We start from the raw sequence: 24,573 nt of genomic DNA on the forward strand, positions 1-24,573 counted from the left end.
TTGCTCAGGAGGCCGCGGCAAGCGGCGGCGAGACCACCTGCGGCGCCTCGGGCACCTGCATGGTAGTCGTTGCTAGCTGGAAGCGGATGCCGTGCAGCGAGCAGGTCAGCGGGATGCCGCGAAAGTCGTCGTGGAAGGCGCGGATCCGGCGCGCCAGCTCGCCGGCGCTGATGCCGGCGGGAAGCTCGCACATCTCGCGGTACATCCGCCGCGTGCTCTTGATTCCGCACCAGGCGATCTCCAATTCCGCCAGCGGCATGGGATTGCAGGCGAGATCGCGCGACATCCGCCAGAACAGATGGGCAAGCCGCACATAGGCGATCTGTTCGAGCCCGCGCACGCTGATCTTGTCGGGAATGATGAAGGTCTCGACCCCGACGATCGGGCCGGAATCGACGCGCGCGGCCATCACATGGGCCGTCGCGCCGAAGGTGCGGGCACCGTCATAGAGCGCGAAATGCGCCGGCGCCCAGCCGGGATATTGCGGTGGGCCGGGATGGAAATTGTAGGCGCCGTGGCCGAGCGCCGCCAGAATGTGCTCCGGCACGATGACGCTGGTGGTGAAGGCCAACAGCCGGGCCTCGCGCAAGACCTCCGGCTCGATCGCGGCGAGCTCGTCGGCCGTTACCGCGCAGCGGAATGACAGCGCCGGATTGTGTGCCTTCAACAGCTCGGTAAGCGCGAATTGCTGGTTGGCGACGCCGATAAGAAGGATGATTGTCTTCACGATGTCGATGTCCTTCCCTTGCTCTGTCTTCCCAGCATTCATCAGCCGCGCTGCCCGGCCATCACGACGACGCTGCCGGCATCGCGGGACTGGCCCACGGTGCGGAACAGGTCGGCCGGCAGCGTCTGCCACGGCGCGATCTCGATGATGCGGTTGTTTGCGCTTTTCGCGGCCGATTTCGCCGCGCGGATATCGTCCTGCCAGGGGCAGAGTGCGAGCTCGAGCCTGCCGAACCCGCCGCAATCGGCTGCGAACGCGCCGGTGACCGCCTCGATGCTGGCAGCCATTTCGCGCGCGTCGCTGGCCGCGATATCGCGCATGATCACGGTGATCGCATGATTCGAGGCCGCCTGCGACCGGATCACGATCATGGCGTCACGGCCGCCGCTGCGGCTGGCGCGCCGCGCGGCCCGCATCGCGACGCCGAATTCGGCGTCCGGTCCAAGATCGCTGCTGTCGGTAGGCAGGTTGTGAACGATTGTGGTGTGGCGGGGCGTGCCGGCGTCTTCAGCTGGGGCGTGGTATGAGCGCGGCAGCCAGACGGTGTCGAGCGCCATCTGCGACGACGTCAGGCTCCAGGCCTGGTCGAGCGAATAGCCTTCCCAGACCGCGGGATAGGCGCTCGCGATGTGATGCCAGTTGCGCAGCACCGTTTCGGCGGCGGGCGAACGGCCGAGATAGAGGGTGCGCGCCGACATTTCCCACCGGTTCCATTTGTGGAGCGCGATCTCGCAATCAAGGTATGACGGCAGCAGTGGCGGCTCGCTGAGGACTGCGTCGGCCTCGATGAACAGCAGCGGCTCGCGATGCTGCTCCCACATCCGCAGCAAGAAGGCGGATTTCTCGGCTGCGCGCATGTGCTCGCCGTCTGCGGTGTCGATCGGTGCGATATCGCAGGGGATCCGAAATTCGGCCAGTTTGTCGCGGAGGGCGCGGGCATGATCGTCGCCGCAGGCGCGGGGATAGCAGGAGACCACGCGCAGCGATGCCCCGGACCTCGAGCCTTGCTCGGGCGCGATCGGGCGCCAATTGAGGCCGCCCCACCACATCTCATGCGGGCCATCGAAGCTCGGCCCGATCGTTCCGAAGTCGGTCAGCTTGGATTTCAGGAAGTCGAAGGCGGGATTTTCGCCGAAGGGGACGACGACCGCGCAGTCGGCGCGAAGCGACCGGTAAAGCATCTCTGCGGCAGGGCCGCTCGGCGGCTCGATGAGGATGATGACGCCATGGTCCCTCGCCGGCGCCGAGCCGGACTGATGGACGACCGCGGGTCCGAGCCGCTCCGATAACCATGCGAGCCGCCGGCGCTGCGCCGCGCACATCCGGATGCCGTTCGCCGCTAGCAATTGGTCGAAGTTCGTCTGCAAGCCGTCCGCTTGCGCCGTATCAGCCGAAATCATGCCCGCACTACCCCTTGTTAACCTTCTACGTGCGGGGCGGCCGGATCAGGCGGACAAATCAGCTGTCGTCGTTCGTTGTCGGCATGCCTCTGGCGCTGCGCCAGGTCAGTGTGGCCGAAGCGGCGCCGTTGCCGTCGCGGTCCGCGACCGCAAGGATGCGATCATGGTCGAGGGCGGTCAGCGCGACCGTGTAGATGGCGACGTCGTCTTCGAAGCCGTCGACGGGGATGAGCAGCATGCCGTCGTCACTGGTGGCGCAGAAGTGACAGCCGCGCCGTTCGAGGCCGACATCGATGAGCCGTCCCTCGGCGATCGCTGTCACGTTCGAACCCTCGGCGGCTTTCGCGGCGCTCTGGCCGTATTGGACCGTGATGCCGTGGAGCATCCCGTCGCGGGTGAGCTTGGCCAGCGGCAGCGCGATAGTCGCGATCGCCATCCGGCGCGACAGCGGGATCCGCAGGCGAAGATCGCCGAGCCCGGTATGATAGACGCTGATCGCCTCCAGCGACGCCTGGCCGTTCCGATCGAACAGACCGACCTGCAGCGTCCCGCACAGCGCTTCGCCGAACACATTAGCGGGCAGGCGATTGGCGCCGAACAGCGTGTAGAGATAGGCATGCGACGGCGACAGGGCGGCAAAGCTGCCCGCCAGCCACATCGGGGGCGCCGGAGCCGTGCAGGCGGTCATGAGGCCGCGGGCGATGATGCTATCATTGACGAAGTCGGCATCGAGCAGTGGCGCCAGCGCCTGGGTGCCGAGATTGACGTCATGCTTGATGCCGCCGAGCAGCGCGAGTTCATCATCGTCCGGCAGCAGCAGGAGGCGTCCGAGCACGGCGGCCGTCCAGCGCGCCGCGACCGCGGGGCCGGCATCGGGCTGCAATCCGTAGCGTGGTGCCAACTCGCGGGCGCGCGAAACATAGGCGAGCGTCCCGGATTGCACCTCGGTCGCCAGCGCCAGCTGGGCGGCCGGGCGCTGATCACCCTCGCGCAACACGTCACCGTCACGATAATCCCGCGCCGATCCTTCCGTGGAACAGCACAGCTGCTCCAGCAAGGCGACGTTGCGGATCAGCATGCGCTTGACGTGCGGCGTGACGACGCGATCCGAGATCAGGCCCTCCGCGGTGTCGTCATCGGCGATGTCGTCGAAGGCATCGTCAAGCGTCAGCAGATAGGCGCCGTGCAGTCGAATGCGGATGCCCTCGCGATCGAAAATTCGCCGCAACGATTTCTGCACGCTTGCGGAATAGCCGAGGTCGACCAGGATCAGATCGGTGCAGCCGTCGAAATCCCGGATATGCGCGCGAAGATAGGTCAGCAAACGGGCCCGGACGCCGGCAGCGATATCGGTGATTTCGCGCGGGTCCATCAGATCGGGCAGGGCGTCGGCGAGTTCGCGACCGCTGGCAATGCCGTCGGGATACTGCGCGAAGAACTTCATCACTGCGAGCGGCTGCACCTTGACGATGTCGATAAAGGTCGCCGCGTCGATCTTGACGACCCGGCTCAGCAGCTCACAGAGTGGTTCGAGCGTATCGGCAGACCCGACCAGGCTGACGCGACGATTGATCTCGATATAGGCGCCGGTCTCGCCGTGGTTTGCCTGCCAGACGCGATGCGGCAGCAGGCCGTCGCGGCCGAGGAAGCCGACCGCAACGCGCGCGCCCTCGCGAGCAAGCGCGCTGCGCCGCGCGGCAATGAATGCGTCGAACGCCGCCATCACGGGGCCGAGCACGGTCACGCCGAGGTTGAAGGCGGGAGAATGCTCCGCGCTCTTCGCCGTCACCGCGCGCCGCAGCGTGCGGGCACCGCAATCGAGCCGCGACGGCTGATCGGGACACAGCAATTCGAAGATCGATGCTTCGCGTTGAAACTTGGAAGCCAGCGCCGCGCCGGCCTGCGGGTAGTAGCGCGGACGGATGCCGTGACGGCGCGCCCCCTTGATATCGGCGGTGTGGTTGTCGCCGACATGGAACGAGCTTGCCGCGTCGATGCCTTGCTCGGCAAGATAGGCCTCAAACAGCGCCTCGCTCTTGCTGCTGCCGTGATCGCAGGACGCATAAAGGAAATCCCAGCTCAGCCCGGGACTGCAGGAACGCAGCAGCTGCGCGAGCTGGTCGGTGCTCCAGTAGGTGTCGGAAATGAAGCCGACGCGAAAACCGCCGCGCTTCATGTCCAGATATTGCTCGAGCATTTCGGGATTGACGCGGCAGAGCTCCAGTTCGGTGTCGAACTCGATCTGCGCGAGATCGTGCAGCGCATCGCGGGTCAGGCCGAACAGCCTGAACGGAAAGTATTTGTAGATGTCGGCGATGCGCACTTCAGTTGAGCCGCGGCGCTCTTGCGATACTTTGCGCGCTCGCGCCTCCGCCTGGATTCGATGCTGAACGAAACTGGCGGACATGTTCGGAAATTTTTCAGCAATGCAGGAACGCTGAAAAACCCCTTCAAATGCGCCATCCGGCGTCGTGCAGGCGCGCAACAGAAATGTATCGAAAACATCGAATGAACATGCAGAAACATTCTGCGCTCGACGCGTCGCGTCGACCGTCATGATTGTCATGCGCAAAATTCCCGCCAGTCCTCATGCGTTGAACGCGCGCGTGAGACAAATCAGGCGCGACAGTTCAAAAAAGTTGATGCGGGATTCGAAAACGCGCGCTTCGCGACTGACAGATTCAAAAAATCCGATAACGTCGAAACAGTGATTCGGAAAAATTTTCCTAGTCGCAATCGTCGAATGCAAGATGGCGACCAACGGCGGTGAGTCACTCGCATGCTCGGCGCATGCATGGGTTCGCGTGGCGTTAGTTGGTGTGACAACAGCGTTTTCCGACGCGACGATCTCTTCCGCGGAAATGCGAGGCGATGCTGAACGACTGCTCCAAACTCCGTCGCATTTTTCCCTGCGCCTACGCGCAGCGGCAGCTTTTGCCGGGCGGTCGGCAAAAACATCCAGCTAAGCGTTTGAAAAATAACGAAAAAAGTTCGCCTGGTTTGCTGGACCCCTCCGTTCAACGCTCAGAAGCCGCATGGAATGTGTGCCAGCGGCGTTGGTTGGAGAGCGGCGGATGAGTTACGCGCTTGATATGAGGGCACCGGCCGAAGTGGAGGCCACGCCGGCCGCGGTTGCACCGGCCGAAGCGGCCGCGCCGTGGGGCAACGTCCCCACCGTTGCCGATGCGGGCCCGCTCGACACCGTCGAGATCCACGACGAAGACAAGGACTTGCTCGACCGTCTCGCCGCCGGCGACGAGACGGCATTTCGTGCTCTGGTCGAACGCCACGTCGATCGCGCCTACGCGATCGCGCTGCGCATCGTCGGCAACGCCGCCGACGCCGAAGACGTCGTGCAGGACACGATGCTGAAGGTGTGGACCCATCGCGGCCGCTGGCAGCACGGCCGCGCCAAGTTCTCGACCTGGCTCTATCGCGTCGTCAGCAACCGCTGCATCGATCTGCGCCGCAAACCGCGCACCGAGAATGTCGATGTCGTGCCCGAGGTCGCCGACACCCAGCTCGATGCCTCCGCCGTGATCGAGCGCAACGAGATCGGCAATCTGCTGGAAGTCGCGATGCAGCGGCTGCCCGAGCAGCAGCGCGTCGCAGTGATCCTGTCGTATCATGAGAACATGAGCAATGGCGAGATCGCCGAGGTCATGGACACGACCGTGGCCGCGGTGGAGTCGCTGTTGAAGCGAGGACGGCAGCAGCTGCGCGAGATGCTGAAGCGGCACGAGCGCGACCTGCGCGGCGCGTTTACGGACTGCTAACCATAAATTCCGGCTTCTGAAGATTTTGCGCCTGACCACCGGCGGTCGACCCGTTTGATCGGGCGGACGGGGGCTGGATCCGCGTCACCTCTCTTTTTCACGATGCGGCATGCCATGCCCCATCAGCACAGGAGCTACTCATGCCGGCAATCTCCACCAACACCGCAGCGAACTCCGCGGTCCGTTACCTCAACATCAACTCGCAGCAGGAAACCAGCGCGCTGTCGAAGTTGTCGAGCGGCTCGCGCATCACCTCGGCCTCCGACGACGCGGCCGGCCTTGCGATCTCGACCCGCATCTCCTCCGACATCACGACGCTGCAGCAGGCCGCCACCAACGCGGCTCAGGCGACCTCGATCCTGCAGACCGCCGACGGCGGCGCTTCCAATATCTCGGACATCCTGGCCCGCATGAAGTCGCTGGCTTCCGAGTCCGCCTCCGGCACCGTGGCGGATTCGAGCCGGGCCTACATCAACTCGGAATTCACGCAGCTCAAGGGCGAAATCGACTCGATCGCCAGCGGCACCCGCTACAGCAGCCAGAGCTTGCTCGACGGTTCAAGCGTGTTCTCCTCGGGCGTCTCGGTGCTGGTCGGTTCGACCTCGGCCGACACTATCACGATCACGCTGACGAGCCTCACGGCCTCGTCGCTGTCCGTGACGTCGCTCGATGTGTCCAGTCTGTCGAGCGCCACCAGCGCGATGACGGCTCTCGACACCGCGATCGACAAGGTTTCGTCCGCACGCGCCGAGATCGGTGCTCAGGAATCCCGCTTCAACTTCAGCGCTGACTCGATCTCGACCCAGACCCAGAACCTGCAGTCGGCGAACTCGGCGATCAAGGACGTCGATATCGCCTCCGAGCAGGCGACGCTGTCTTCGGCCGAGGTGAAGACCCAGGCCGCGGTCTCGGCTGAAACCGCGGCGAACCAGATGCCGCAGTACCTGCTGAAGCTGCTCGGCTAATTCGAAAGACCGATCGGGCCGGCATGATGCCGGCCCGATTCTTATCGCGGCGGAAGTGTCGACATGACGGTTAGCAGCGCCACCTCGAGCACATCAGGCACGACGTCGACCAGTTCCGCCAGCACGGTGACAACGACCGGCACGACCAATTCGACCAGCATCGATTGGGATGCCCTGATCGAGGCCGAGGTCAACGCCAAGCTCGCAGCGGCGACCTCGATCACCACGACGATCACCGCGAACCAGGCCAAGATCACGGCCTATCAATCGCTGCAGACCGAGCTGTCGACGCTGGCGACGGGGTTGTCGTCGCTCAGCACGTCGATCATTAATTCGATTGCCACCAACGCGTTCGCTACCCGGGCGGCGACGATCTCGTCCACCGGTGACGTCAGCGCCTCGTCGGCGCTCAACATGAGCGTCAACAGCGGCTCGGCGACCGGCGATCACACGCTCCAGATCACCCAGCTCGCAACCGCGCAGAAGGTGATCGGCTCCTCGCAGTCGAGCAGCTCGACGGCGCTGGGCCTCTCCGGCACTTTCTCGCTCGGCCTGTCCGGCGGCACCAGCACGGCGATCTCGATCACCAGCGGCATGTCGATGCAGGATATCGTCGACACCATCAACGCCCAGACCTCGACCACCAATGTCCAGGCCTCCATCGTCCAGGTGTCGAGCGGGTCCTACGAGATGGTGCTGACAGGGACGCAAGACGCCGCTGACATCGCCTATTCGTCGACGTCGGGCGATGACATCCTGAACAAGCTCGGCGTCACCGACACGTCCGGGGCGTTCACCGACGTGCTGCAGAAGTCGCAGTCTGCGGAGTTCACCCTCGACGGCATCGCGCTCACGCGTAACACCAACGACATTTCCGACGTCCTGTCCGGCGTCACGTTCGACCTGCTGCAGCCGACGCCGAGCGGCACCAGCCTCAACATCAGCATCGAGACCGACACCAGCCAGATCACGTCAGCGCTGCAGGCCTTCGTCACCAACTACAACGCATTTCGCGACCAGGTGATCGCGCAGTCGGCGCAGAATTCCGACGGCACGGCTGCGTCAAGCGCGGTGCTGTTCGGCGACAGCACGATGCGCGATATCATGACCCAGCTGCAGCAGATGCTCAGCGGGACGGTCGGCGGCATGACGATGGCCGATCTCGGCCTGTCCTTCAACGAGAACAACGAGCTCCAGCTCGATACCGGCACGCTGTCGACGGTGCTGACGCAAAATCTCGCCGGCGTCACCCAGCTGCTGTCGGCGCAGACCACCACTTCGTCCAGCCAGCTCAGCGTGGTCAATACCGGCACGTCGCCGCAATCCTTCACGCTCGACCTCACGGTGGACTCCACCGGTACGCTGACCGGAGCCACGGTCGGCGGCGACAGCTCCGGCTTTTCGGTGGTCGGCAACACCATCATCGGCAATTCAGGAACGATCTACGCCGGTATGGCCTTCACCTATACGGGCTCGACCTCGCAATCGATCACGGTGACATCGTCGTCCGGTTTGGCGACGCAGCTCTACCAGCTCGCGCACACCAGTTCCGGAACCAGCGGTCAACTCCAGACCATGATCACCAACTTGCAGTCGCGCGACACCGACCTGCAGTCCCAGGTCAGCGACATTCAGAGCAATGCGGCGACGTTCAAGGCTCAGCTGCAGGTTCAATACGCCAATTACCAGGCGGCCATCGAAAGCGCGAACAACACGCTGGGCTACCTGAAAGCACTCCTAGACGCATCATCGAGTAACTAATGACCCAGAACGCGACCGCCTACCACGCCAACAATGCCTATCGATCCGCCGCGGTGGCGGTGCCGCCGTTGAAGGCGGTGGTGATGCTGTGCGACGGCGCGATCACGCTGTTGCAGAAGGCGCTAGACGCGCACGAGGCGAAGCGCTTTGAGGAAGGGCACATCTATCTGACGCGGGCGACCGCGATCCTGCGCGGGCTGAGCCACAATCTCGACTTCACCCGCGGCGGCGCGATGGCCGATCGTCTCTACCGCACCTATAACGCCCTGATCATGGCGTGCCTGCGCTCGTATGGCCGGCCGCAGGCCAGGGAGAATTTCCGGCGCATCATCGCGAGCCTGGCGGAACTGCGCGACGCCTGGAAGTTCGTCGAGGCGACCGCCGGCAAGGCCGCCAAGGCCAGGGCACTCGACATGACGCTCGAATCAGCCGCCGGCCGCTGAGCCCGGAGAGGGCCGCGAATCACCCGACGAGGGCGCTTAGCCGGCGCAGCAAGGGGCCTGAGCGGGCGCCCTGGTTGGGGAAAATAGCCGCCCGGCGAGCGCCATGTTGGACCTGATGCGACAGCGGCGGAAATTGATTTCCGCCGTCCCGCGAATGCTTTATGACAGCCTTGGCGACGAGGCTGGATCTGCGCGCGCGATGGACGTTGCGACATTCGAAGACCTGATCGGCCGGCTGGGGGAGGATCTGTCCCGCTGGCCCGACGATCAACGTCTTGCCGCCGCCCAGCTCTTGGCATCTTCGGCCGAGGCGCGGACGCTCTACGAGGAGGCGAGCGCGGTACGCCGCGCGCTCGCGGCGCCGCCTGTTCGCGCACCCAAGGGTCTTGCCGACCGCATCGTGACCGCGGCGGCGAAATTGCCCCAGAAGCCCGCGTCGGGGCCGGCCTCGGCTGACGATCAGCCGAACGATGCACAAGCACCGGGCCAATCCGCACAGCAGGGCAAGGTGCTGCCTGCGCTGCTGCTGGCCCTCTGCCTGTTGCCCGCACTGACGCCGCCGGCGGTGATGCTCGGCGAGCCGGATCTGCCGATCAGCCTTTCGCTCTAGAACGCTCCGCATTGCCGTTGCAGCTCTCCGCGGGCTCTCGCGGCGAGATGCACGCCTGCGAGCCGCGAACCCGCAACGAACACGGCAAATTCTGCCGATTCATCAAGTGATTCCGGGTGGATGAATCCGCGCCTGAAATCGGCGCGTCATCCGTTCTATCTGCGAACGACATCACGACCCCAATGTTCCACCGCGTTCCGTCGCGCATTCCGCGGCGAAGAGAGCCTTGTCATGACCGTTTCCTCGGCAACCTCTGCTGCAACCTCCACCACGTCGAGCTCGTCGTCGAGCGCGTCGATGGGGATGAGCTCGACCGATTTCCTCAACCTTCTCGTCAGCGAGCTGCAAAACCAGGATCCGCTGAACGCCACCAGCACGACCGACTTCATCAACCAGCTCACCTCCTACGCCAACTTCACCGAGCAGCAGTCGACCAACGCCAGCATGACGTCGCTGGCGAGCTCGTTCTCGAGTCTCGTGACGCTCAACTCGGTCAACTATATCGGCCACACCGTCGAGGCGAAGACGAATACGGCGGAGCTGACCAACGGCTCGGCGACCTTCGGCTACTCGCTCACCTCGGCTGCGTCCAACGTCGCGATCACGATCCAGGACTCCTCGGGCAACACGGTGTGGAGCGGCAAGGGGACCGGAACCGCCGGCTCCAACACCTTCACCTGGAACGGCCAGACCTCCGACGGGACCCAGCTCAAGGACGGCGGCCAATACACGATTCAGGTGACCGCGACCGACTCCGCCGGAAACTCGCTGCTCAGCTACACCACGATGACGGGAACGGTGACCGGCATCGATGCCTCCGGCTCGACGCCGTCGCTGCTCGTGAACGGCGTCCCCGTCAGCGCCGCCAACATCATCGGCGTCACGTCCTGATTGCCTCCGGAGTAATATCATGAGTCTCACTGGTGCTCTTTCCTCAGCGATCTCGGCGCTCAATGCGCAGAGCCAGTCGCTGGCAATGATTTCCGACAACATTTCCAACGCCGATACCACGGGCTACAAGACCACGTCGGCAATGTTCCAGGATCTGGTGACCGCGTCGAACAGCGCCACCTCATACACGTCCGGCGGCGTCACGGTGTCCGGCCGCGCCAACATCACCCAGCAGGGCTTGCTGTCCGCGACCACCAACGCCACCGACGTCGCGATCCAGGGCAGCGGCTTCTTCGTCACCACCAACGCGACGTCCGGCGGCACCACCTCCTATACGCGCAACGGCGCGTTCACCACCGACAATCTGGGTTACCTCGTCAACAACGGCAACTACCTCGAGGGCTGGCGCACCGACGCTGACGGCAACATCGTCGGCAATGCCTCTGCCGCGAGCCTCGGACCGATCAATACGCAGGTGGCTTCCACCAGCGGCAGTGCCACCACCAAGACCACGGTCGCGGCGAACCTGCCGGCCGATGCCGCGGTCGGCGCGACCTTCAACAGCTCGATGACGGTCTACGATTCGCTTGGCACGGCAAGCACGATCCAGATCGATTGGAAAAAGACCGCCGACAACAGCTGGCAGGCCAGTTTCGAGACGCCAAAGCTCGCCTCGGACTCCACGACGGCCAGCGCCAGCGCGATCACCGATACGGTGGCGATCACCTTCAATAGCGACGGTTCACTCAAATCGACGGTGCCGAGCCCGCCGACCATCTCGGTGACCGGTTGGACAGACGGCGCGGCCGACAGCTCCATTACGCTCAATCTCGGTACGGCCGGCAAGACCGATGGCCTCACGCAGTATTCGTCGGGCGAGACCACGCCGGCCGTCGACCTTACGAGCATCACGTCGGACGGTCTGCCCTATGGCAAGCTGAGCAGTATTTCGATCGGCAAGGGAGGCGTGGTCGACGCCACCTACTCCAACGGGCAGACGATCGCGATCTACAAGATTGCGGTCGCGACCTTCAGCGACCCCAACGGATTGAGCGCGGCTAGCGACGGCATGTACTCCGCGACGGCAGCTTCCGGCAACGCCACGCTGCAGACCTCGGGCACCAACGGCGCCGGCACCATCTACGGTAGCGAGCTCGAGTCGAGCACCACCGATACCAGCGGCCAGTTCTCCAACATGATCTCGGCGCAGCAGGCCTATTCGGCGGCCTCGCAGGTGATCACCACCGTCGACAAGATGTTCGATACGCTGATCTCGGCGGTGTCGCGATGATGACCGAGAAGCGGAATGACCGCCTGCTGATCAGGCTTCAGCGGCTGAAGGCGAAGGCCGCTTCGGTCCGGCCGGACGATCGGGCGCAGCTCCGTGCGTTGCTCGACGATGTCGGAACGTTGCGGGACCTGCTGATGCGCGAATGCGCGCGGCTCGACCAGGAACTCAACCGGGCCGCGGTCCGGGTAACGGCAATCACCGCGTATGGACGCAGCGCGCAATCGGTTCGCGCCCTGCGTCGCGGGCACTAGCTTGAACGGGAGCGATGACATGACACCGGAACGCAACATCAAGGTCAATCCCGCGGGCAATGACGAGCGAGCAAGGTCGTTGATCGCGCTGATCGACAACCTGATCGCGATCGTGAACGAGGAGAATGTCGAGCTCGCCAAGGGCTTGCCGGCCTCGCGGCTGAAGCAGGTCGACGAGAAGCATCGACTTGCCACCCTGTTCGAGCAGTGTGTGGCGGAAGCGGTCGGCAAGACGGCAAATCTCAACGTCCAGGACCGCGTGCTGCGCGAGCAGCTGATGGACCGGATCCTGAAGCTGCGCATGGCGATGGACGAGAATGTGATGCGGCTACGCGCTGCGATCGATGCCAGCAATCGTAGGATCGAGGCGATCATGCAGGCGATCCGCGAGCAGATCGCCAACGTATCGCCTTATGGCGCCGGCGGTCGTCGCGTCACGCCGGCGATGTCCTATGGCACCAACGTGCGGGCCTGATCGGGCCGGCGCCGGAGGGAGTTGGTCGTGTCGTCGCTCGATATCGCACGAAGCATCGCATTCAGCGGGCTGTCAGCCACGCAGGTGCAGATCAGCGTAGCTTCGGCCAATATCTCCAATGCCGACACCAAGGGCTATACCGCGAAGACGGCCAACCAGAGCAGCAGCGTCACTTCCGGTGTCGGTACCGGCGTCACGATCACGGGGATCAGCAGCGCGGTCGACAAGCTGCTTTTGAAGTCGCTGGTCGGGGCCGATTCTGATCTCGGCGCCGCCGACACCACCAACAGCTTTCTGACCGAGCTCCAGCAGCTCTATGGCAGCACATCGAGCTCGGACAGCTCCACGACGGGCACCTCGCTGGCCAACACGATCGCGGCATTCGGGTCGGCGTTGTCGTCGCTGGCGAGCACGCTGAGCAGCGCGTCGCTGCAATCGAACGCCGTCAGCGCGCTTGCGGCGGTGACGACACAGCTGCAGCAGACCTCTAGCGGCATCCAGACGCTGCGCTCCAATGCCGACCAGGACATCGCGTCGTCGGTCACCGATATCAATTCCGACCTGCAGCAGATCTCCGACCTCAACAAGCAGATCAAGCAGCAGGCGGCAGCCGGGCAGTCGACGGCCGATCTGGAGGACCAGCGCAACAGCGCGCTGCAGGATCTCGCGTCGATGATGAATGTGAGCTATTTCACCACGTCGACCGGCGATCTGCAGGTCTATACCGGATCGGGACAGGCGCTGGTCGATAGCACGGCGCATCCGCTGAGCTATACGGCGCTGCCCAGCGTCACGGTGTCGACGACGTATAGCGTGGGATCGTCAAGCGGTTTCAGCGGCATCACCGTCAACGGCGTCGACATCACCTCGCAGATCTCCTCGGGCAAGGTCAGCGCGCTGATCACGCTGCGCGACCAGACGCTGCCGGCGGCGCAGTCGCAGCTCGACGAGCTGGCCCGGCAGCTTGCCGCGAGCGTCAACGCGGTGTCGAACCAGGGCACGTCGGTGCCGCCGCCGGCCAGCCTGACCGGAGCCGCCACCGTGAGCAGCACGACGCCGTTGTCGGCGACCGGCACGGTGCGCATTGCGGTTGCGGACAAGAGCGGCAATCTGGTGTCCTACCAGGACCTCGATCTGTCGTCCTACGCCACGGTCGGTGATCTCGCCACCGCGATCAACGGCATCTCGGGGCTGTCAGCTTCGGTCGATCCCAACGGCCACTTGTCGATCTCGACGACCACATCCGGCAACGGCGTCGCAATCAACGAGATGACGAGCGCGGTCGGCAGTTCGGGCGAGGGCTTTTCGGATTACTTCGGGCTCAACGACCTGATCACAGGAACCAGTGCGTCGAATATCGCTGTTCGCAGCGACATCCTCAACGGCACGGCGGCGCTGCCGACGGCGACGCTCGATGCGTCGTCCACGCTGACCGCTGGAAACTCGGTGCTGTCACCGGGCTCGGCGACGGTGGTGAACGCGCTCTCGAGCGCGCTGACGGGGGCGACCAATTTCGGCATGGCCGGCGGCCTCGGCGCGACCACAGGCTCTTTCACGGACTACGCGGCCGCCATCGTCGCCAACGTCGCCGGCAAGGCGACCCAGGCATCGGCGGCCTACACCGCCAAGCAGACCGCGCAGTCGACCTATGCGAATTCGCTGTCGTCGCAGTCCGGCGTCAACATTGACGAGGAATCCGCAAATCTGAGCGCGTTGCAGAACAAATACGCCGCCGCGTCCCAGATCATTACCGCGATCAACGCCATGTTCTCGGCGCTGATGACCGCGATGAGCGCCAGCTGAACCCGAGGCCGTCGTCATGATGATGCGCGTTGCCACCTTCGCACAGTCGGACCAGATGATATCGAACGCGCTGCGGGTGCAGGCGGTGATGGCCAACGAGCAGGTGCAGGAGTCCTCCGGGCTGCAATCCGAGGATTTCGGCGGCTACGGTTCCGGCGCCGGGCGCGTCATCAATTTGCAGGTGTCGGTGACGCGTGCGCAGTCCTATATCGATGCCAGCCAACTCGCCGACAACAAGGTGCAGGTGATGTATTCGGCGGTCGGGTCGATGACCGACATCATCACGCAGCTGCGGACCCAACTCAGCGCGGCCACCACGGGCAGCAGCACGGCGACGGCATCGGTGATCAACTATGCGCAGCAGGCCATGGCGCAGATGCAGGGGCTGCTCAACACCCAGTATGACGGCGAATATGTCTTCAGCGGCGCCCGCACCGACACCGCGCCGGCGGACCTGTCGAGCTATGGGACGGGCACCGGATCGCTGACGACATCAGACACCAGCTACTACAAGGGCGACGGCGAGATCGCGTCCGTGCGCGTGTCGGACAGCCAGTCGATCTCCTACGGCGTCACCGCCGACAATCCGGCGTTCGAGCAGGTGATGCGGCTGTTGAAGTACGTCGGCAACAGCGCGACGCTGTCGTCGAGCGACATCACGCAGGCGCTCGACCTCGCGAGCAATGCGCTGGATGCCACATCCACCGTACAGGCAAAGTTGTCGGCCGCGGCGTCGCAGATCGAGACCGCCAGCACAAACCAGAGTGACTATCAGAATTTTGCGAAGACGCTGTCGACGGACCTCACCAGCGTCGATGTCGCGGCCGTGACGGCACAGCTTTCGACCTATCAGGCGCAGCTGACGGCGTCCTATTCGGCGATCTCCAAGATCCAGAGCATGAATCTGGCAAGCTATTTGCGATAGCTATCGCCGGCATCACCGGTTCAGGATCTTCAGCCAGACATCGCCGAGGATGATCGGCTCGCGCGGCGGAAGCCAAGTGAGGCCGGCAGCCTTGCCGAGCTCCGCGATGGTGCCCTTGGCCTGCAGGTCGGCGAGGACCTTGTTGACGGATTCCAGCAGCGCCTTGTCGGTCTCGAGCGCAACGTAGCCGCGGTTGGCGCCGATCGGATAATAGTAGCCCGAGGCCGTGATCCTGGTGTCGGGATGTTCAGCGCGGTAGGCGTCGAAGCGGCGCAGGTCGAGCAGCGTGGCGTCGAATTCGCCGCGTTCCAGTTCGCCCAACAGATCGCTGCGCCCCGGAACGAGGTGCGTGATGTCGTCGATCAGCTTTCCCTTGTCGAAGGTCATCAGGATGGCGTCGCCCAGCGTGCCGCTTTCGATCGTCAGGCGAAGGCCCGCGAGATCGCCGATATCGGTGATCTTGCGCTCCTTGATCTTGTCCTTGGCCTTGGGACCGAGCACGACGGTCATCGGCGAATAGATGTAGGGCTGGCTGGGCGCCAGCACGCCGATCGGAATCCGTCGGCGGCGATCCTCGCGGGTGGCGCCGTCGAAGTCCGGCAGCTTGGCCGTCGTGACGCCGGGCGCCTTCAGCGAGTCCTTGGTGAGGGCGTAGCCGCCGACCAGCGAGCAGCGCCCGTCCGACAGCAGCGCATTGGCTTCGAGCGCGGGGCTTGCGGTGTCATCGAGCTTGCTTTCGAACCACTGGATCTCGAGCTTGCGGCCGAGCCGCCCGGTTATTGCCTGCGCGAGCGCAACGTCGAAGCCCGAGGCGGGCTTGCCGCGATGATGCACGGAAAACGGCGGCAGGTCCTCGTCGAGACAGACTCGGAGCGGCTCGTCGGCCGCGCGTGCCGCGGTCACGCCGGCAAGCGTCGAGATCAGTGCGAAGCCGAGAGCGGCGGCTAGCGCCGCGGTCCAGGCCCTCATGGCTTTCTCCGGCTTGCGACGAAGGCCCAGAGATCCGATATCTCCTCGTCGCTCAGGATGTCGCCCCACGGCGGCATCTTGCCGTTCTTGCCCTGCTTCACCGTGGTGACGAACCGTGTCTTGTCATCGGGATGGGTACGAAGGTCCGGCGTGACCGTGCCCGAATTGACCATGTTCGGACCATGGCAGTGCGAACACTTCTGGGCGTAGGTGACTTTGCCCTTGTCGATCGTGGCCTGATCGCCGTCGGCATTTGCTTGCTGTGCGATGGCAGGCATCGTCATAGTCGCGATGCCCGTCATCGCGGCGGCGGTGAACACCGCCGCCGTCCAGATCGATACTGTCTTCACGTGCGATCCGCGCTCACTGCTTGACGGCGAAGACCCAGAGGGACCCGCCCGTCGGCACTTTCGCAAGGCGCTCGTCGCCGGAGAAGATCGAGTACACTCCGCCGTAGCCGCTGGTGACGGCGATATACTGAACGCCATCTTGCTGCCAGGTCACCGGCTGACCTTCGATGCCGGAGCCGGTCTGGAAGCTCCACAGCTTCTTGCCGTTCTCGGCGTCGAACGCATCGAATTCACCGGTCAGCTGGCCGGAGAACACGACGCCGCCAGCGGTCGAGAGCACACCCGAGAAGCGCGGGATCTCGCTCGCCACCTCCCACTTGCTCTTTCCAGTCATGGGCTCGATGGCCTTGAGATAGCCGCGCGGTCCGTTGGGCCAGGCCCAGGGATCGGTGAGGTCCATGCCGAGATACCATTCGCCCTGCTTGTAGGTCGCGGGCTCGGCCTTGTAGTTGCCGCCGATATTGAGCGTATTGGCATAGGCTAGGCCGGTCTGCGGATTGTACGACATCGGCTCCCAGTTCTTGCCGCCAAGGATCGACGGTTGCACGAGGACTTTCTTGCCGTCGCGCGCATCCTTGGAGATGTCGGTCTCAATCGGACGGCCGGTTTTCAGATCGATGCCGCTCGCCCAGTTGACCGTCACGTAAGGATTGGCCGCGAGCAGCTTTCCATTGGTGCGATCGAGCACGTAGAAGAAGCCGTTGCGGTTGGCGTCCATCAGCACCTTGGTCGGCTTGCCCTCGACGGTCATGTCGGCGAGCACCATCTCGGCAACCGAGTCATAGTCAAACGGGTTGTTCGGCGAGAACTGGTAGTGCCACTTGATCTTGCCGGTCTTTGGATCCAGCGCGAGCACCGAGCAGGTGTAGAGGTTGTCGCCGGGACGCACCGCCGAATTGAACGGTCCGGGGTTGCCAATGCCCCAATAGACGGTGTTCAGCTCGGCATCGTAGGAGCCGGTGATCCAGGTCGATCCGCCGCCGAGCTTCCAGGTGTCGCCCTTCCAGGTGTCGCCACCGGGTTCGTCCGGGGACGGGATGGTATGGGTGCGCCATAGATGCTTGCCGGTTGCGGGATCCCAGCCGTCGATGAAGCCGCGGGTGCCGAACTCGGCGCCCGAGATGCCGGTGATCACGACGCCGTCGGCGACCAGCGGGGCCACCGTCATCGAGTAGCCTTCCTTGATATCCGCGGCCTTCTGGCGCCACAGCTCCTTGCCGGTCTTGGCATCGAGCGCGATCACATTGGCGTCGAGCGTAGTGCGGAACACCTTGCCATCGAACAGCGCCGCGCCGCGGTTGATGATGCCGCAGCAGACAATGCGCGGTGTTTCGGCGGGATATTCGACCTTGGTCTTCCACACCTGCTTGCCGGATTTGGCGTCAATCGCCATCGTGGCGTTGTGCGTGGTGAGATAGATGGTGCCCTGGTAGATCAACGGCTGCGATTGCTCGCTGCGATCGTCGGCGAGACTGTAATTCCAAACGGGAACGAGATTCTTGACCGTGTCCTTGTTGATCTGGTTCAGCGTCGAGAAGCGCTGAAGATTGTAGCCCATGCCGTAATTGAGAACGTTCGAAGTATCAGTCGCCCCCTTGACCAACTGCTCGTTGGTCTGGGCGCTTGCACCATACGATGCAAGAATCACGAGGCTTGCGGCCAGCGCAATGCGTCTCATCCTATCCTCCCAATGAACCTTTTTTCGCACGCCTATTCCTGACGTTGCGGACGGAACCATCCGCCTGAAACCAAAACGGGTCAATACGAAAACGTGAACGAGCGCCCGGTAACCGCAAGAGACTGATCGAAAGCGTCAGGTCTTTCGCAGATGCGTTCGTGGCTTGCGGTCGCGTGGAATACGCTACACCAGCGCGGCCCGCCGTGATGCCGCGGCGCGAACGGTCAGCTGGACGGCGTCGGGGGACAGACACTCGGCCGCGGTTTCGCGCCCCGCTTGTCCGGCGGCACATTGCAATTATCGATACGCTGCTCGTCGGTCCATTTGCGGCCGAGCCGTTCCTTGCCGGTGAGAACGCGCTGCTGGACCGCCTCCGCCGATGGGGCAGGGTACCGGGTCTGCGCGGACACGGGCGCGATAAGACCGAATGCAACGAGGCAGCCCAATGCGTTCTTGCAAATGCTGGTCATGGGTCACCTCGCTCGTTGTGGTGCAATCGAGAGCGCCACAGATGGCCCGTGAGGCAACCGCTTTCCACCCGAATCCCGACAGGATTTCGCCGCGTACACGAACCGTGGGAAGCCCCGCTGAAGCTGCTATGGTAGGGTCGGATCGCAGGCGCTCCGTGTCTTCGCCGGAGCGGCACTTACGGGAGACGAACGATGATTTCGCGCCGATCGCTTGCGCTGAGTTTGGCGATGGTTGTCCTGTCAGGTCCCGCGTTGGCCGCATCGGGCGGTCGCAGTGCGCTCAGGATGCTCGACCCCGATAATGACGGCACGGTCGACCTTGCCGAAGCCAAGAAGGCTGCCGCCGATCTGTTCGCGAAGCTCGATCCCGACCATGACGGCACGCTCGACGCGCGCGAATTGCGTGGACGGCTGACCGCGAAAGAACTGGCCGCTGCCGATCCCGATCACGACGGCACCCTGACGCTCGACGAATATCTCGCGGTTGTCGAGCAGCGCTTCAAGGCCGCAGATCCCGACAATGACGGAACGCTGGATGCGAAGGAGTTGAACTCGCGCGCCGGCCGGGCCCTGCTGCGCCTGCTCAAATAAGTTGCCAGCCGGCGAACTTTGCCGGGCGGATTTGCCGGATATTGACGCAGAATTCCGCGCATAACAAAAAAAGTTGCGATTTCGCTCTTGGGCAAGACGCGGCTGGATGAATCGGGTCTCCTTACCCACGCGTCGCCGCCCGGCAGCCGGAAAATGCCCGACAGATCAGTGTCGGAGTTCCCGATGCCGGGCAGATGTCAGCGAGCCGTCGTCCGCTTCGGCATGTCCAGCAGCGAAGTCGGGTCCTTACCCGGCCGGCTTGCGCCCTGGAAAAGGCAGCCCTAGCTTGCCGCGCGGCGCGAGGCTTGCGCCAACTTATGACTTGGGAGAAGGAAATGGCCTGGAAAACACCGAAGATCGTCGAAGTGCCGGTGGGCATGGAAATCAACATGTACGCCTGCGCAGCGCGCAAGTAATCTTAAGACAAGTAACGCGAGACAGCCTGCCCGGCTCGTGCAGCGCGCTGCATCGAGCCGGGCAGGCGTCTTTTGTAGAAAGCGTCTTTCGTGGGTCCTGATGCGGCCGCTCGGACAGCTTCTCTCATACCCTTCCCACAAGACCTTGAGACCGACACCACCTGCGCGATTGGCGGGCCTAGCTGCTTTGTCCTACAGTGTAGCCAGAGGCTGCGGCGCGGGGACTATGAATCCAAAACTCAAGATCAGGCGTTGGGCGGGGATGCTGTGCGCGGCGATTGCCGGCATCGCGGCGTTGTTGCCGCCTGGCGCCCATGCCGAGGACTTTGATACCGAGCACATCTTCGGCTTCATGATCGGCTCCGACGTGGGCAATGTCGGCGAACGTGAATTCCAGAGCCAGACCACCGGGCGCTTCGCCAAGGACGGCGGCCGGTATCGCACGCTCAATCAGGAAATGGAGCTCGAGCTCGTGCCCGCGCCGAATTTTCGTGTCGAGCTCGGAACGTCATTCAGCGCATACGACATCAACCGCGTTCCGGGTCTTGACGATCGGCGTCAGCTGTCGTGGCAGAGCGTCTCGGTCGATTTCCGCTATCGCTTTCTGAATCGCGAGGCGGCGCCCTTTGGCATGACGGTCGCGCTGGAGACGCGTGCCGATCGCGTCGACGAGACGACGGCAGCAGCCGTCCGTAGTTATGGCACCGAACTCACGGTCGCGTTCGACCGCGAGGTGATCCCGAATTTTGTCATCGCGGCCCTCAACCTAAGCTATGAGCCGGAATGGACGCGCACGCCGCGCACCGGCGCTGCGGATCAGGATGCCACCATCGGTGCCGCATTCGGCCTCATGGCCAGGGTAAAGCCGGATATCCTGATCGGCGGCGAAGCGCGCTATTTCAGGAAGTACGAGGGAATCGGCCTGGATGAACTGTCCGGGCAGGCGCTGTTCATCGGACCGACCGCCTATTTCCAGCTCTCCGAACGTTCACGCCTGACCGCGACCTGGAGCGTCCAGGCCTGGGGGCAGCGGGCCGGGAGCAATGCCGCCCTCGACCTCGTCAATTTCGAGCGCCACCAGGCGCGGCTGGTGTACGGTTTGAACTTCTAGAGCGTGAAGCCTCCCGGACCGGGTTCCCCAACCTCTCACGGGGCTGTGAAACCCGGACGTGGCTGATTACGTATTTCGCCGTGTTATCTATTCCATGAGCACGCTTAGGGATCGCGCATGAACCCGATTGATCTGATCGTCACGGTATGTGCCGTGCTGTCGCCCGCCACCTGCGAGGAGCAGCATCTGGTGTTCAACTGGAACGGCTCGCTGCAGCAATGCGCCATGGCCGCGCCGCCTTACATCGCGCGGTGGGTCGGCGAACATCCGAAATGGACCGCGGTGCGCTGGCGTTGCGAATATCCGCACAGCAACGATCGGGCCGGTGCGGGCGGCGAGCTGCCGGCGGGTTAGCCTTCCTATTTGTTGCAGTCCTTCAGGTCCTTGTCGGATACCGAAAACACGGCGTCGGCCTTGATCTCGATGTCGCGAACGAAGCACTGTTTGGCGCCGCTGTAGCCGACCTTGGCGTCGTAGCGGCCGGGCTCGACGCCGGTGATCCGCAGGCGCTCGTCATGGTCGACTTCCTTGTCCTTGTCGTTGAGCGTCTGGTTCGGACCCCACTCGCTCTTGCCTGCCGGCGACAGCTCGAAGCTCGAAATCGTGGCGCTGGTCAGATTCCACAGCCGAATGCCTTTGCCCTTGCTTTGGGCGAGCACCGTCGCCGGCAGCACAAGCGACGCAACACCAACAGCGATCAACGCGCGCGACATCCAGCCTCTCCTTTATGCTTCGTCCAAGGATGACGGCGTCTCACATATTTGCAAGGTCCAACTGTGAGAGCTGCCGCTTGATTTCGTCGATCTCGGGCTCGCCGCGCGTCGCGCGTGGTGCGGCAATGGTCTCGACGTGGAGGATTCGGGCCGGCCGCGACGACAGGAAGAACAGGCGATCGCCGAGGCGAACGGCGTCGTCGAGATCGTGGGTGACGAGCAAGGTCATCATTTTTCGGCTGGCCACCAGCGTCGCGACCTGATCGCGCAGCCGCCCCGCGAGTGCATTGTCGAGCGAGGCCAGCGGTTCATCGAGGATCAGGAAATCGGGCTCGATGGCGAACGCGCGGGCCAGCGCGACGCGGCGGGCGAGGCCGAGCGACAGCTCCGCGGGAAAATGGTTGCGGTGCGCGCCCAGTTCGAGCACCTCGAACAGCGCAGAGAGCGTGCTGTCGCCGACATGCGGCGCGGCCAGCCGCACATTTTCCTCGACCGTGCGCCAGGGCAACAGCCGCGGCTCCTGGAAGACCATGCCAAGGCGCATGCCCGGCGACCGCGCGACATGGCCCCGGTAGTTGGCGTCGAGCCCGGCGAGGATCCGGAGCAAGGTGCTCTTGCCGCAGCCTGACGGGCCGAACAGCACGCCGACCTCGCCAGCGTTCAGCGTGAAGGTGACGTTGTCGAGCACGTCGTGCCGCTTCCCGGCCGCGCTCTCAAAACTCTTGCCGGTGATATTGACTTCAAGCTGCACGGAGCCGCCACCGCGTTAGCCTGGTTTCAAACGGCTGCACCAGCAGGGTTTCGATGATGAGCACGACACCCGCAAAGCTCAGCGAATAGGCGAGCAGCAAGGGGATATCGAACAGCTGGAAGGCAACCCCGATCTCGAAGCCGACACCGTTCGGCCTTCCGAGATATTCGGCGACCAGCACGATCTTCCAGACCAGCGAGAGCCCGGAGCGCGCAGCGGCCGCGATGTAGGGCGCAAGCTGCGGCAGGATCACATGACGGAAGGCGCGGCCGCGCGGAAAAGCAAACGCTGTCGCCATTTCGTCGAGCGCAGGGTCGAGCGCGCGGGCGCCCTCGCGCAGGGTGACGACGGCGGTCGGCAGCTTGTTGATGGCGATGGCGGCGATCGCGGCGACCTCGGTCAGCCCGGCCCAGATGTAAGCGAGCACGATGACGACGAGCGCGGGCAGGTTGAGCAACAGGATCAGCCAGGGATCGCCAAGGCGATTGGCAAGCGAGACGCGGCCCATCAAATAGCCGATCGCCGAGCCGAGCGCCATGGCAAGGGTGAAGGCCAGCGCGACCCGGGCCAGGGTTGCGCCGAGATTGACGAACAGCGCGCCCGATCGGGCTTCGGCGACGAGCACCGACAGCACCGCCGGCGGCGCCGGCAGCTTCGCATCGCCGATCAGGAGAGAGGCAATCCACCAGGTCGCGATGAACAGCGTGAATGAGAGGAGACGCAGCACCGCTAGTCTCCCGGGATCGCTTGGTAGAAGGTGCCGGGATCGAGCTCGGTTGCCGTGCCGACCAGATCGCGGCCGCCGAGCTGCGCCAGCACGCGGTAGAGCACGCGCGCATCCGCCTCTTCGTCCGCGATCGGACGGCGCGGGATGCCTTCGCGGTAGCGCTCACGATAGGCATGCAGGGTTGCGGCATCCTGCGCACCGGTGAGCGGCGCGATCGTGTCCCATTCGGCATCCGAGGTCGCCAGAATCTCTTTCGCCGCACGCGTCACGGCGATGAAGCGGGCCACCAGATCCTTGTTGGCGTTGGCCCAGGCTTCGTCGAACACGTAGCCGATCATGGCGATGCGGCCCTTGCTGCCGAGCTTTTGCAGGATCTCTTCCATCCCGGCGAGCCGGCGAAAGCCCTTGGCTTCGAGCGCGGCGCAGAAATTCCAGTAATTGAGCGTCGCGTCCATCTCGCCGCCGAGCGTCTTGGCGGCGAGCAGCGGCGGCGCGCCGTAGACGATGGTCGCCTGCGACTTCAGGTCGACGCCGTCCTGCTTCGATGCGGCCTGCAGCAACAGCCAGTTCTTGTCGATCGCCCCGCCGGCAATGGCAAGCTTCCGCCCCTTGAGGTCCGCGAGCGTCTTGACCGGCGAGGAGGCCGGGACCATCACGGCGCCCAGCGCGCTCGAATAGGGATAGAATTGCAGCTTGGCGCCGAGCGACCGCTCGCGCGACACCCAGGGCCAGTCCGATACCATCACGTCGGCCGTGCCGGCGCGCAGCGCGATCTTGCCGGCCTCGGGGCTGGCCAGTTCGACGACGTCGATCGACAGATTGGCCTTCTTGTCGAGACCATGGGAGCGAATGACGGCCAGTTCCCAGGCCAGCGTTCCGGTCTTCTGCGCTGCGACGCGGATGGTCTGCGCGTAGCACGAGGTGCCGAACTGCATGACCGCCAGAACTGCCGCAGCCAACACCGTGCGTACAGAGATGATCATCGTTTCTTGAGCCACTTCCCCGAATGTTTTCTTTTCTGATCAACATCCATAGCATAGCTTGCGGAAAGAGAAGAGGAAGCAGGACCATGGCAGGAGCTGGCATGCTACGACCGATTGTCGCCATCCTGGTGCTCGCCGGGGCGGCGGTCAGCGTGCGGGCCCAGGAGATCAACGACTATCCGACCTCGGCGCGGGCGGAATATGTGTTCGGCTGCATGAAGGCCAATGGCGAATCCCGGCAGTCAATCGAGCAATGTTCCTGCTCGATCGACGTCGTCGCCTCGATCATCCCCTATGATCGCTATGTCACCGCCGAGACCGTGCTGAGCATGGCGCAGGTGCGGGGCAATCTGGGCGGCCAGTTCCGCTCGTCCGAGCAGGCCGCGAACGCGCTCAACGACCTCAGGCGCGCCCAGGCCGAAGCCGAAGTCAGGTGCTTCTAGAGCATGATCCGGAAAAGTGCGAAGCGGTTTTCCGGAAAGATCATGCTTAAATA

The 24,573-nt window shown here is 64.0% G+C and carries 26 protein-coding genes; 16 read left to right on the top strand and 10 right to left on the bottom strand.

The genetic code is table 11. The features are described from left to right. Positions 1–4: 4 nt before the first annotated feature. Genes QA635_RS14545 through QA635_RS14555 form a run of 3 tightly spaced genes read right to left on the bottom strand, consistent with a single transcriptional unit; the run spans position 5 to position 4,450 of the window. Positions 5–730, bottom strand: a complete 726-nt coding sequence (locus QA635_RS14545; RefSeq protein ID WP_283071641.1) for a formyltransferase family protein — start codon at positions 728–730, stop codon at positions 5–7. Positions 731–768: 38 nt separating this feature from the next. Next, positions 769–2,127 (bottom strand): hypothetical protein, encoded by a 1,359-nt coding sequence (locus QA635_RS14550; protein WP_283069858.1) that lies wholly within the window; start codon positions 2,125–2,127, stop codon positions 769–771. A gap of 58 nt (positions 2,128–2,185) precedes the next feature. After that, positions 2,186–4,450, bottom strand: coding sequence for a hypothetical protein (locus QA635_RS14555; protein WP_341850423.1), 2,265 nt, complete (start codon positions 4,448–4,450; stop codon positions 2,186–2,188). A 751-nt stretch (positions 4,451–5,201) separates the two neighbouring features. Here QA635_RS14555 and QA635_RS14560 point away from each other — a divergent pair. The 11 genes from QA635_RS14560 (at position 5,202) to QA635_RS14610 (ending at position 15,318) form a co-directional block, all read left to right on the top strand. Next, on the top strand, positions 5,202–5,903 hold the full coding sequence (locus tag QA635_RS14560; protein ID WP_283069862.1) for an RNA polymerase sigma factor: 702 nt from the start codon (positions 5,202–5,204) through the stop codon (positions 5,901–5,903). A gap of 140 nt (positions 5,904–6,043) precedes the next feature. Next, the gene (locus QA635_RS14565) at positions 6,044–6,868 is read left to right on the top strand and encodes a flagellin (RefSeq protein ID WP_028336954.1); all 825 of its coding nucleotides are present in this window, start codon (positions 6,044–6,046) and stop codon (positions 6,866–6,868) included. A gap of 63 nt (positions 6,869–6,931) precedes the next feature. After that, positions 6,932–8,629, top strand: coding sequence for a flagellar filament capping protein FliD (fliD, locus tag QA635_RS14570; protein WP_283069864.1), 1,698 nt, complete (start codon positions 6,932–6,934; stop codon positions 8,627–8,629). Continuing rightward, on the top strand, positions 8,629–9,072 hold the full coding sequence (locus tag QA635_RS14575; protein WP_283069865.1) for a flagellar export chaperone FliS: 444 nt from the start codon (positions 8,629–8,631) through the stop codon (positions 9,070–9,072). Before fliD ends, QA635_RS14575 begins: the two co-directional genes overlap by 1 nt. 103 nt (positions 9,073–9,175) lie before the next feature. Next, positions 9,176–9,682 carry a hypothetical protein gene (locus tag QA635_RS41775; RefSeq protein ID WP_425249155.1) on the top strand — a complete coding sequence of 169 codons (507 nt, stop codon included), beginning with the start codon at positions 9,176–9,178 and terminating at the stop codon, positions 9,680–9,682. A gap of 231 nt (positions 9,683–9,913) precedes the next feature. Next, a complete protein-coding gene (locus QA635_RS14585) occupies positions 9,914–10,573 on the top strand; it encodes a flagellar hook assembly protein FlgD (RefSeq protein ID WP_225647635.1) in 660 nt (219 codons plus the stop codon). Positions 10,574–10,592: 19 nt separating this feature from the next. Beyond that, positions 10,593–11,864, top strand: a complete 1,272-nt coding sequence (gene flgE / locus QA635_RS14590) for a flagellar hook protein FlgE (RefSeq protein ID WP_283069868.1) — start codon at positions 10,593–10,595, stop codon at positions 11,862–11,864. After that, positions 11,861–12,115: a hypothetical protein gene (locus tag QA635_RS14595; RefSeq protein WP_283069869.1), complete on the top strand. Its 255-nt coding sequence runs from the start codon at positions 11,861–11,863 to the stop codon at positions 12,113–12,115. Before flgE ends, QA635_RS14595 begins: the two co-directional genes overlap by 4 nt. A gap of 19 nt (positions 12,116–12,134) precedes the next feature. Then, positions 12,135–12,590, top strand: coding sequence for a flagellar protein FlgN (locus QA635_RS14600; RefSeq protein WP_283069871.1), 456 nt, complete (start codon positions 12,135–12,137; stop codon positions 12,588–12,590). Between the two features lie 27 nt (positions 12,591–12,617). After that, on the top strand, positions 12,618–14,393 hold the full coding sequence (gene flgK / locus QA635_RS14605) for a flagellar hook-associated protein FlgK (protein ID WP_283069873.1): 1,776 nt from the start codon (positions 12,618–12,620) through the stop codon (positions 14,391–14,393). 16 nt (positions 14,394–14,409) lie between these two features. Beyond that, positions 14,410–15,318 carry a flagellin gene (locus QA635_RS14610; protein ID WP_283069874.1) on the top strand — a complete coding sequence of 303 codons (909 nt, stop codon included), beginning with the start codon at positions 14,410–14,412 and terminating at the stop codon, positions 15,316–15,318. A 12-nt stretch (positions 15,319–15,330) separates the two neighbouring features. On the opposite strand, the gene QA635_RS14615 is transcribed toward QA635_RS14610, so the two are convergent. The 3 genes from QA635_RS14615 to QA635_RS14625 form a co-directional block, all read right to left on the bottom strand. Continuing rightward, positions 15,331–16,287, bottom strand: coding sequence for a substrate-binding periplasmic protein (locus QA635_RS14615; protein ID WP_283069876.1), 957 nt, complete (start codon positions 16,285–16,287; stop codon positions 15,331–15,333). Continuing rightward, positions 16,284–16,571: a c-type cytochrome gene (locus QA635_RS14620; RefSeq protein WP_229188856.1), complete on the bottom strand. Its 288-nt coding sequence runs from the start codon at positions 16,569–16,571 to the stop codon at positions 16,284–16,286. The genes QA635_RS14615 and QA635_RS14620 overlap by 4 nt, the downstream gene beginning before the upstream one ends. Before the next feature lie 79 nt (positions 16,572–16,650). Beyond that, positions 16,651–18,315: a methanol/ethanol family PQQ-dependent dehydrogenase gene (locus tag QA635_RS14625; protein WP_283069878.1), complete on the bottom strand. Its 1,665-nt coding sequence runs from the start codon at positions 18,313–18,315 to the stop codon at positions 16,651–16,653. Between the two features lie 662 nt (positions 18,316–18,977). Here QA635_RS14625 and QA635_RS14630 point away from each other — a divergent pair. The 4 genes from QA635_RS14630 to QA635_RS14645 all read left to right on the top strand — a co-directional run bounded on the left by QA635_RS14630 (position 18,978) and on the right by QA635_RS14645 (position 21,257). Beyond that, entirely contained in the window at positions 18,978–19,376 is a 399-nt protein-coding gene (locus tag QA635_RS14630) for a lanmodulin LanM (protein ID WP_283069880.1), read from the top strand. 335 nt (positions 19,377–19,711) lie between these two features. Then, positions 19,712–19,792, top strand: a complete 81-nt coding sequence (gene pqqA, locus QA635_RS14635; RefSeq protein ID WP_009031067.1) for a pyrroloquinoline quinone precursor peptide PqqA — start codon at positions 19,712–19,714, stop codon at positions 19,790–19,792. 37 nt (positions 19,793–19,829) lie between these two features. Further along, positions 19,830–20,903 (top strand): hypothetical protein, encoded by a 1,074-nt coding sequence (locus QA635_RS14640; protein ID WP_425249156.1) that lies wholly within the window; start codon positions 19,830–19,832, stop codon positions 20,901–20,903. Between the two features lie 117 nt (positions 20,904–21,020). Next, positions 21,021–21,257, top strand: a complete 237-nt coding sequence (locus QA635_RS14645) for a hypothetical protein (RefSeq protein WP_028336941.1) — start codon at positions 21,021–21,023, stop codon at positions 21,255–21,257. 5 nt (positions 21,258–21,262) lie between these two features. Here QA635_RS14645 and QA635_RS14650 read toward each other — a convergent pair whose 3' ends face one another. The 4 genes from QA635_RS14650 to QA635_RS14665 are packed head-to-tail and all read right to left on the bottom strand — an operon-like array spanning position 21,263 to position 24,029. Beyond that, complete coding sequence (locus QA635_RS14650) at positions 21,263–21,616, bottom strand: hypothetical protein (RefSeq protein ID WP_229188786.1); 354 nt, start codon at positions 21,614–21,616, stop codon at positions 21,263–21,265. 40 nt (positions 21,617–21,656) lie between these two features. Then, positions 21,657–22,367: an ABC transporter ATP-binding protein gene (locus tag QA635_RS14655; protein WP_283069882.1), complete on the bottom strand. Its 711-nt coding sequence runs from the start codon at positions 22,365–22,367 to the stop codon at positions 21,657–21,659. Then, positions 22,357–23,094, bottom strand: coding sequence for an ABC transporter permease (locus QA635_RS14660; protein ID WP_225159534.1), 738 nt, complete (start codon positions 23,092–23,094; stop codon positions 22,357–22,359). The genes QA635_RS14655 and QA635_RS14660 overlap by 11 nt, the downstream gene beginning before the upstream one ends. A 2-nt stretch (positions 23,095–23,096) precedes the next feature. Next, positions 23,097–24,029, bottom strand: a complete 933-nt coding sequence (locus QA635_RS14665) for an ABC transporter substrate-binding protein (protein ID WP_168388419.1) — start codon at positions 24,027–24,029, stop codon at positions 23,097–23,099. Positions 24,030–24,178: 149 nt separating this feature from the next. Between QA635_RS14665 and QA635_RS14670 the strand changes: the two genes are divergently transcribed. Further along, on the top strand, positions 24,179–24,520 hold the full coding sequence (locus QA635_RS14670; RefSeq protein ID WP_370176133.1) for a hypothetical protein: 342 nt from the start codon (positions 24,179–24,181) through the stop codon (positions 24,518–24,520). Positions 24,521–24,573: the final 53 nt, after the last annotated feature.

Origin of the sequence: Bradyrhizobium brasilense (genome assembly GCF_029714345.1) — a bacterium.
Taxonomy (GTDB): domain Bacteria; phylum Pseudomonadota; class Alphaproteobacteria; order Rhizobiales; family Xanthobacteraceae; genus Bradyrhizobium; species Bradyrhizobium australafricanum.